Source organism: Cellulomonas septica (genome assembly GCF_012396155.1).
Taxonomy (GTDB): Bacteria; Actinomycetota; Actinomycetes; order Actinomycetales; family Cellulomonadaceae; genus Cellulomonas; species Cellulomonas septica.
Window position 1 is genome coordinate 1 of record NZ_JAAXOY010000138.1, and the last position, 6,889, is coordinate 6,889.

General features: G+C 72.9%; 7 protein-coding genes. 3 read left to right on the forward strand and 4 right to left on the reverse strand.

The window, feature by feature from the left end; all coding sequences use genetic code 11:
* Nucleotides 1-66: 66 nt before the first annotated feature.
* Nucleotides 67-984, reverse strand: a complete 918-nt coding sequence (rarD, locus tag HGA02_RS07385; protein WP_168678489.1) for an EamA family transporter RarD — start codon at nucleotides 982-984, stop codon at nucleotides 67-69.
* A gap of 364 nt (nucleotides 985-1,348) precedes the next feature.
* Between rarD and HGA02_RS07390 the strand changes: the two genes are divergently transcribed.
* Nucleotides 1,349-2,734, forward strand: a complete 1,386-nt coding sequence (locus tag HGA02_RS07390) for an FAD-dependent oxidoreductase (protein WP_168678483.1) — start codon at nucleotides 1,349-1,351, stop codon at nucleotides 2,732-2,734.
* A gap of 117 nt (nucleotides 2,735-2,851) precedes the next feature.
* Here the strand turns inward: HGA02_RS07390 and HGA02_RS07395 are convergent, their stop codons facing one another.
* Genes HGA02_RS07395 through HGA02_RS07405 form a run of 3 tightly spaced genes read right to left on the reverse strand, consistent with a single transcriptional unit; the run spans nucleotide 2,852 to nucleotide 5,345 of the window.
* Nucleotides 2,852-3,610, reverse strand: a complete 759-nt coding sequence (locus HGA02_RS07395; protein ID WP_168678484.1) for an ATP-binding cassette domain-containing protein — start codon at nucleotides 3,608-3,610, stop codon at nucleotides 2,852-2,854.
* Nucleotides 3,607-4,500 carry an ABC transporter permease subunit gene (locus HGA02_RS07400; protein WP_168678485.1) on the reverse strand — a complete coding sequence of 298 codons (894 nt, stop codon included), beginning with the start codon at nucleotides 4,498-4,500 and terminating at the stop codon, nucleotides 3,607-3,609. Before HGA02_RS07400 ends, HGA02_RS07395 begins: the two co-directional genes overlap by 4 nt.
* On the reverse strand, nucleotides 4,497-5,345 hold the full coding sequence (locus tag HGA02_RS07405) for an ABC transporter substrate-binding protein (protein WP_168678486.1): 849 nt from the start codon (nucleotides 5,343-5,345) through the stop codon (nucleotides 4,497-4,499). Before HGA02_RS07405 ends, HGA02_RS07400 begins: the two co-directional genes overlap by 4 nt.
* 142 nt (nucleotides 5,346-5,487) lie before the next feature.
* On the opposite strand from HGA02_RS07405, the gene htpX reads away from it, so the two are divergent.
* Nucleotides 5,488-6,372: a zinc metalloprotease HtpX gene (htpX, locus tag HGA02_RS07410; RefSeq protein ID WP_168678487.1), complete on the forward strand. Its 885-nt coding sequence runs from the start codon at nucleotides 5,488-5,490 to the stop codon at nucleotides 6,370-6,372.
* 193 nt (nucleotides 6,373-6,565) lie between these two features.
* Entirely contained in the window at nucleotides 6,566-6,883 is a 318-nt protein-coding gene (locus tag HGA02_RS07415) for an FAD-dependent oxidoreductase (RefSeq protein WP_343035353.1), read from the forward strand.
* The last annotated feature ends 6 nt before the right edge of the window (nucleotides 6,884-6,889 follow it).

Here is a 6,889-nt window from a genome sequence, read left to right on the forward strand (position 1 = left end):
GGCGTGCCGCAGGAGCAGCAGGGCGGGGTGACGCGACGGTGCCGCGGCGCTGACGCCCGGTGCTCGTCAGGCCGCGGCGGTCCGCGTGCGCGCGTGCAGCCGGTTCCGCAGCCCGTCGACGGTCAGCAGGATGAGCGCGACCCACACGAGCGCGAACCCCCACCACCGGGCGACGGGCATCTGCTCGTGCAGCACGACGACGCCGATGAGGAGCTGCAGGACGGGCGCGAGGTACTGCAGCAGCCCGACGACGCTCAGGGGAAGCCGGCGGGCGGCGGAGTTGAACAGCAGGAGCGGCACGGCGGTCACGACGCCGGACGAGACGAGCGCGACGGCGTGCCAGGGGCCGTACGCGGCGAAGGTCCCGGTGCCGTCGACGCCGAGCACGACGAGGTACCCGAGGGCGAGCGGGGCGAGCAGGAGCGTCTCGGCGGTCATGCCGGGGATCGCGGCGACGCTGCGTCCGACGCGGTTCTTGATGAGGCCGTAGAACCCGAAGCTGAGCGCGAGCGTGAGGGCGATCCAGGGGAGCTGCCCGTAGCCGACGGTGATGACGACGACGGCGAGCGCACCGCACCCGAGCGCGACACACTGCACGGGCCGCAGGCGTTCGCGGAGCACGAGGACGGCGAGGGCGACGGTGACGAGCGGGTTGATGAAGTACCCGAGGGCGGCGTCGACGACCCGGTCGGTGAGGACGCCGAAGACGAACACGAGCCAGTTCACGGCGAGCAGGACGGCGGCGACGGCGAGCAGCCCGAGCGTGCGGCGGTCGCGGAGCGCGGCGACGAACCCGGTCCAGGTCCGTGTGACGAGCAGCAGCACGAGGCAGAACAGCAGGGACCAGACGACGCGGTGGGCGATGATCTCGACCGCGCCGGCGGGTTCGAGCAGCGGGAAGTACAGGGGCAGCACGCCCCACAGCGCGTAGGCGGCGATGCCGGCGGCCAGCCCGCCGCGCGCCGACGGCGGGGTCGGCGCCACGTCGGCGGAGGCGCTCGGCGTCGAGGCGGCACCGACGGGCGTCGACGCGGCGGCAGGGGCGTCATCAGGGGAGGATGCGGGGGTGAGGGGGGACGTCGCGGCGGGTCCGGGGACCGCTGCGTCGGGTGTTCCGGGCACCCGTCGAGCGTAAGCGCTCGCCACTACCCCGAAATCGGACGTGTGTCTTGCATCATGGACCTGCGGTCCAGATCGTGAAACGGGTGAGGCGACCCTCACCCGCCGACCTAGACTGTTCGCCGCACGGCCGCGTCGGCATGCCCGCTGCGTCCCGGTAACGTCCACCGCTGGACCCACCCGTCCGCGGTGCGGACGACCGCTCCCCGATCGGAAGGCGAACCGTCCCGTGAGCACCCCGACCCTGCGCGTCGCCGTCGTCGGCGCCGGACCGGCCGGCATCTACGCCGCCGACATCCTGTCGAAGACGGACCTCGACGTCAGCATCGACCTGTTCGAGCGTCTGCCCGCGCCGTTCGGCCTGGTGCGCTACGGCGTCGCGCCGGACCACCCGCGCATCAAGCAGATCATCGTCGCGCTGCACAAGGTGCTCGAGCGCGGCGACATCCGCCTCCTCGCGAACGTCGACTACGGCACGGACCTCAAGCTCGACGACCTGCGCCAGTTCTACGACGCGGTGATCTTCTCCACGGGCTCGATCCGCGACGCGGCCCTGCCGATCCCGGGCATCGACCTCGACGGCTCCTACGGTGCCGCGGACTTCGTGTCCTGGTACGACGGCCACCCCGACGTCCCGCGCACGTGGCCGCTCGAGGCCCAGCACGTCGCGGTGCTTGGTGCCGGCAACGTCGCGCTCGACGTCGCGCGCATCCTCGCGAAGCACGCCGACGACCTGCTCCCGACCGAGGTCCCCGCCAACGTCTACGACCTCCTCAAGGCGTCGCCCGTCACCGACGTGCACGTCTTCGCCCGCCGCGGCCCCGCGCAGGTGAAGTTCTCGCCGCTCGAGCTGCGCGAGCTCGGGCACGTGCCGGACGTCGACGTCATCGTCTACCCCGAGGACTTCGAGTTCGACGAGGGCTCGATGGCCGCGATCCACTCCTCGAACCAGACCAAGCAGGTCGTCAAGACCCTCACGGACTGGACGCTCAAGGAGCCCGAGGAGCTCACCGCGAGCCGCCGGATCCACCTGCACTTCCTGCACAAGCCGGTCGAGATCCTCGGCGAGGACGGCAAGGTCGTCGGGATCCGTACCGAGCGCACCGCGCTCAACGGCGACGGCAACGTCACGGGCACGGGGCAGACGCACGACTGGCCCGTCCAGGCCGTCTACCGCGCGGTCGGCTACTTCGGCTCGCCGCTCGTCGACATCCCGTTCGACGACGTCGCGGGCGTCATCCCGAACCGCGAGGGTCGCGTCGTGGACGTCGACGGCGAGCACATCCCCGGCGTGTACGCCACCGGCTGGATCAAGCGTGGCCCGGTCGGCCTCATCGGCCACACCAAGTCGGACGCGTCGGAGACGATCCGCCACCTCGGCGAGGACGTCGCCGAGGGCGGCGACGCGTTCTACACGGCGACGGACCGCGAGCCGAAGGCCGTCGACGAGTTCCTCGCCGCGCGGGGTGTCGACGTCATCACGTGGACCGGCTGGGAGCTGCTCGACGCGTGGGAGAGGTCCCTCGGCGAGCCGCACGGCCGCGAGCGCGTCAAGGTCGTCCCGCGCGAGGACATGGTCGCGATCTCGCTCGGCCGCGACGTGCCGACCGCCTGACCGCACGCACGACGCCACGAGGCCCGGCCCCGCGAGGGGAGCCGGGCCTCGTCGCGTCGGTGGCGAGACGTCCGGTCCGGTGGTCCGCCTGTCGTGCTGTCGCGCGCCGCAGGCGCGTCAGGCGTGCAGCCGCCGCAGGAACTCGCGCGTCCGTTCCTCCTGCGGGTCGCCCAGCACCTGCGCGGCGGTCCCGCGCTCGTGCACGCGCCCGGCGTGCAGGAAGCACACCTCGTCGGCCACCTCGCGCGCGAACCCCATCTCGTGCGTCGCGACGACCATCGTGAGGCCGGTCGACTTGAGCTCGACGAGCAGGTCGAGCACCTCGCCGACGAGCTCGGGGTCGAGCGCGCTCGTGACCTCGTCGAGCAGCATGACGGCGGGCTTGCCGAGCAGCGCGCGGGCGATGGCGACGCGCTGCTGCTGACCGCCGGAAAGCTCGTCGGGGAACGACCGCGCCTTGTCGGCGAGCCCGACGCGCTCGAGGACGGCCATCGCCTCGGTCTCGGCCTGCGGGCGCGGTGTGCGGTGCACGAGCCGGGGCGCGAGCGTGACGTTGTCGAGCACGCGCAGGTGCGGGAACAGGTTGTACGACTGGAACACCATGCCGATCCGCGCGCGCACGGCGTTCGCGTCGAGGCGCGGGTCGGTGATGTCCTGCCCCTCGAGCTCGATGACGCCGTCGTCGACGTCCTCGAGCAGGTCGACGCACCGCAGCAGCGTGGACTTCCCGGACCCGGACGCGCCGATGAGCACGACGACGCGGTGCGCCTCGACGTCGAGCGACAGGTCGTCGAGGACGACGTGCTCGCCGAACGTCTTGCGCAGCCCGCGGACCCGCAGCAGGGGTGCGTCGCTCGCAGCGTCCCCCGCGGTCACCGCAGCGCCCCGCCGCCCGCGAGCGACCCCTGCGCCCCGAGCCAGCCGGACCGGCGGGCGAGCACGTCGGTGAACCGCGTGAGCGGGATCGTGAGGAGCACGAACAGCACGCCCGCGACGACGTACGGCGTGAAGTTGGCGTAGCGCGCGGTCTCGATCTGCGCGGCGCGCACCGCGTCGATCGCGCCGAGGATCGAGATGAGGCCCGAGTCCTTGGACAGCGCGACGAGGTCGTTGAGGAGCGGCGGCACGACGCGCCGGACCGCCTGCGGGAGGACGACGTGCCGCATCGCCTGCCCGCGCGTCAGCCCGAGCGACCGGGCGGCCGCGACCTGCGACGGGTGCACGGACTCGATGCCCGCGCGGAACACCTCGGCGACGTACGCGGAGTACGTGAGCACCAGCGCGAGCCCGCCGAGGACCACGGCGGACGTCGGGACGCCCTGGAGCCGCAGGCCCGGCAGCCCGAACCCGACGAGCAGCAGCACCAGGATGAGCGGCAGCCCGCGGAAGACGTCGACGTAGCCGGTCGCGAGCGCCCGCAGCGGGAAGAACACGGGGCCGCGCAGCGTGCGCGCGAGCGCGAGGCCGAGCGCGACGACGACGATCACGACCGCGCACACCGCCATGACGCGGATGTTGAGCCACAGGCCCTCGAGCACCGCCGGCAGCGACGCACGCGCGACCTCCGGGTCGAAGAACGACGCCTTGACCCGCGGCCACCCGGGCGACGAGACGAGCCCGAGCACCGCGACGGCGGTCAGCGCGATCGTCGAGACGATCGCCACCGCGGTCGACCGGCGCGCCCGCGAGCGCCGGTAGGCGTCCCGAGCGCGCTGGTGCTCCGACGGCTCCCAGGCGACCGGGGCCGCCGACGCTCCCGCCGTCACTTCAGGACGGGTGCGCCCGCGGCGTCGGTCAGCCACTGCGCCTCGAGCTCGGCGAGCGTGCCGTCCTCGCGCAGCGCGTCGACCGCGGCGGACACGTCGGCGGTCAGCGGGCTGTCGAGGTCCATCACGAGGCCGAACTGGTCGCCGCCCGCGCTGCCGGGGAGCTGGCCGACGAGAACGCCGCCGTCGAGCTCGGCCGCGGTGACGTAGAGCGCGGTCGGCAGGTCGACGACGATCGCGTCGACGAGCCCGGACGTGAGGGCCTGCTTGACCTGGTCGTTGTCGTTGAACGGCGAGACGGGGGTCGTCGGCGCGATCGTGTTCTGCGCGGCGGTGAGGCTCGTGGTGCCGACCATCGCGCCGATCCGCACGTCCTTGAGGTCGGCGAGGCTCGTCGCATCGGCGGCGGGGGAGCCCTCGAGCGTCACGACGGCCTGCGTCGTCTCGTAGTACGGCGAGGAGAACGCGAGGCTCTGCTTGCGCTCGTCGCTGATCGACACCTGGTTGATCGCGAAGTCGAAGTCCTTCGCGCCCGGCGCGATGATCTGGTCGAAGCTCGCGACGGTCCACTCGACCTGGTCGGCGTCGTAGCCGAGCTGCTCGGCGACCGCGTAGGCGACGGCCGACTCGAAGCCCTCGCCGTTGCTCGGGTCGTTGTCGACGACCCACGGCTCGTAGGCCGGGTCGGACGTCGCGATGGTGAGGACGCCGTTCTTCACCGTGGCGAGGCCGTCGGCCGTCGACGTCGGGTCGCCCGTCGGCGCGTCGTCGACGGGCGCACAGGCCGCGACCGCGAGCGTGGCGACGAGGGCTGCGGTCAGGGCGGTCCAGCGGGCTGTGCGCATCACGGGCTCCGGGGCTGAGGAGGGGTGGTGGGTGCGTCGTCGGCGTCGTCGGCGGGACGTGGAGCACACAATACGAGGGAACCTGCGGGTCGCGGCCCGCGTTGGTCGGGTGCGAGACGCGGGAAGGAACGGGTGCGCACGTATGGGACACCAGCACTTCAACGGGCTGAAGACGGCGGCGCTGTTCGGGGCCCTGTGGGCGGTGCTGCTCGGCATCGGGTGGCTGCTCGGCGGCGGCACGCCGAAGTACCTGCTGATCTTCGCGGCCCTGGGCCTCGTGATGACCGCGTACTCGTACTGGAACTCCGACAAGATCGCGATCCGCGCGATGCGCGCGCGCCCGGTCAGCGAGATCGAGCAACCGGCGATGTACCGCATCGTCCGCGAGCTCTCGACCCAGGCCCGCCAGCCGATGCCGCGCCTGTACGTCTCGCCGACGGCCGCCCCGAACGCGTTCGCGACGGGCCGCAACCCGCAGAACGCGGCCGTGTGCTGCACCGAGGGCATCCTGCACCTGCTCGACGAGCGCGAGCTGCGCGGCGTGCTCGGGCACGAGCTCATGCACGTCTACAACCGCGACATCCTCACGTCGTCGGTCGCGGCCGCCGTCGCGGGCGTCATCACGTCGCTCGCCCAGCTCGCGCTCTTCTTCGGCGGCGGCTCCGACCGCGACCGTGGCGGCAACCCGCTTGCCGGCCTCCTGCTGGCGTTCCTCGCGCCGCTCGCGGCGACCCTCATCCAGCTCGCGATCAGCCGCACGCGTGAGTACGACGCCGACGAGGACGGCGCCCGCCTGACCGGCGACCCGCTCGCGCTCGCGTCGGCGCTGCGCAAGCTCGAGTCCGGGACCAAGGCGCGCCCGCTGCCGCAGGACCGCGAGCTCGTCGACGTCTCGCACCTCATGATCGCCAACCCGTTCTCGGGTCAGGGGCTCGCCAAGATGTTCGCGACGCACCCCCCCATGGCGGAGCGGATCGCGCGGCTGGAGAAGCAGGCCGGCACGACGGGCGGCATCACGCGCTACTGAAGGGCGCGACGCCGCGGCCGGCGCGGCACGTCGCCCGGCCAGCGCGCCGCCAGCCGCGGCCCGACGCGCGTCGACGGATCGGGCACCCAGGTCAGACGATCTCTCCTCGCGGACAGCGATGTTCGCGAATCGGGACGAATCCCTAGAATCTGCCCCGCGACGGGGCACGGTGTCACGCGCGGGAGGGGGCGACGTGACGCAGGACCGGTACGACGTCGTGGTGATCGGCGCCGGGGCGACGGGCTCCGCGACGGCGTGGGCGCTCGCACGACGCGGGCACCGCGTGCTGCTGCTCGACCGTGCGCAGGAGCCGCCCGCGCAGGGGCGCGACGTCGTCCGGCCGGGCCACGCGGACGTCGCGCGCTGCCGGCTCGCGCTCCTCAGCCACCAGTGGTGGAACGACGGCTCGGCCTTGCCGCCGGCGATGAGGTCCCGCAGCTGGCGGTTGTACTTCTTGACGGGTGCCTGGCCGGTCCCGATGTGCTGGCCCTTGAACCAGAGGAGCCCGTAGTCGAGC

Coding starts and splice junctions, on each gene's coding strand:
- HGA02_RS07405 (WP_168678486.1), bottom strand. CDS start 5,345: ATGCGCACAGCCCGCTGGACCGCCCTGACCGCAGCCCTCGTCGCCACG.
- htpX (WP_168678487.1), top strand. CDS start 5,488: ATGGGACACCAGCACTTCAACGGGCTGAAGACGGCGGCGCTGTTCGGG.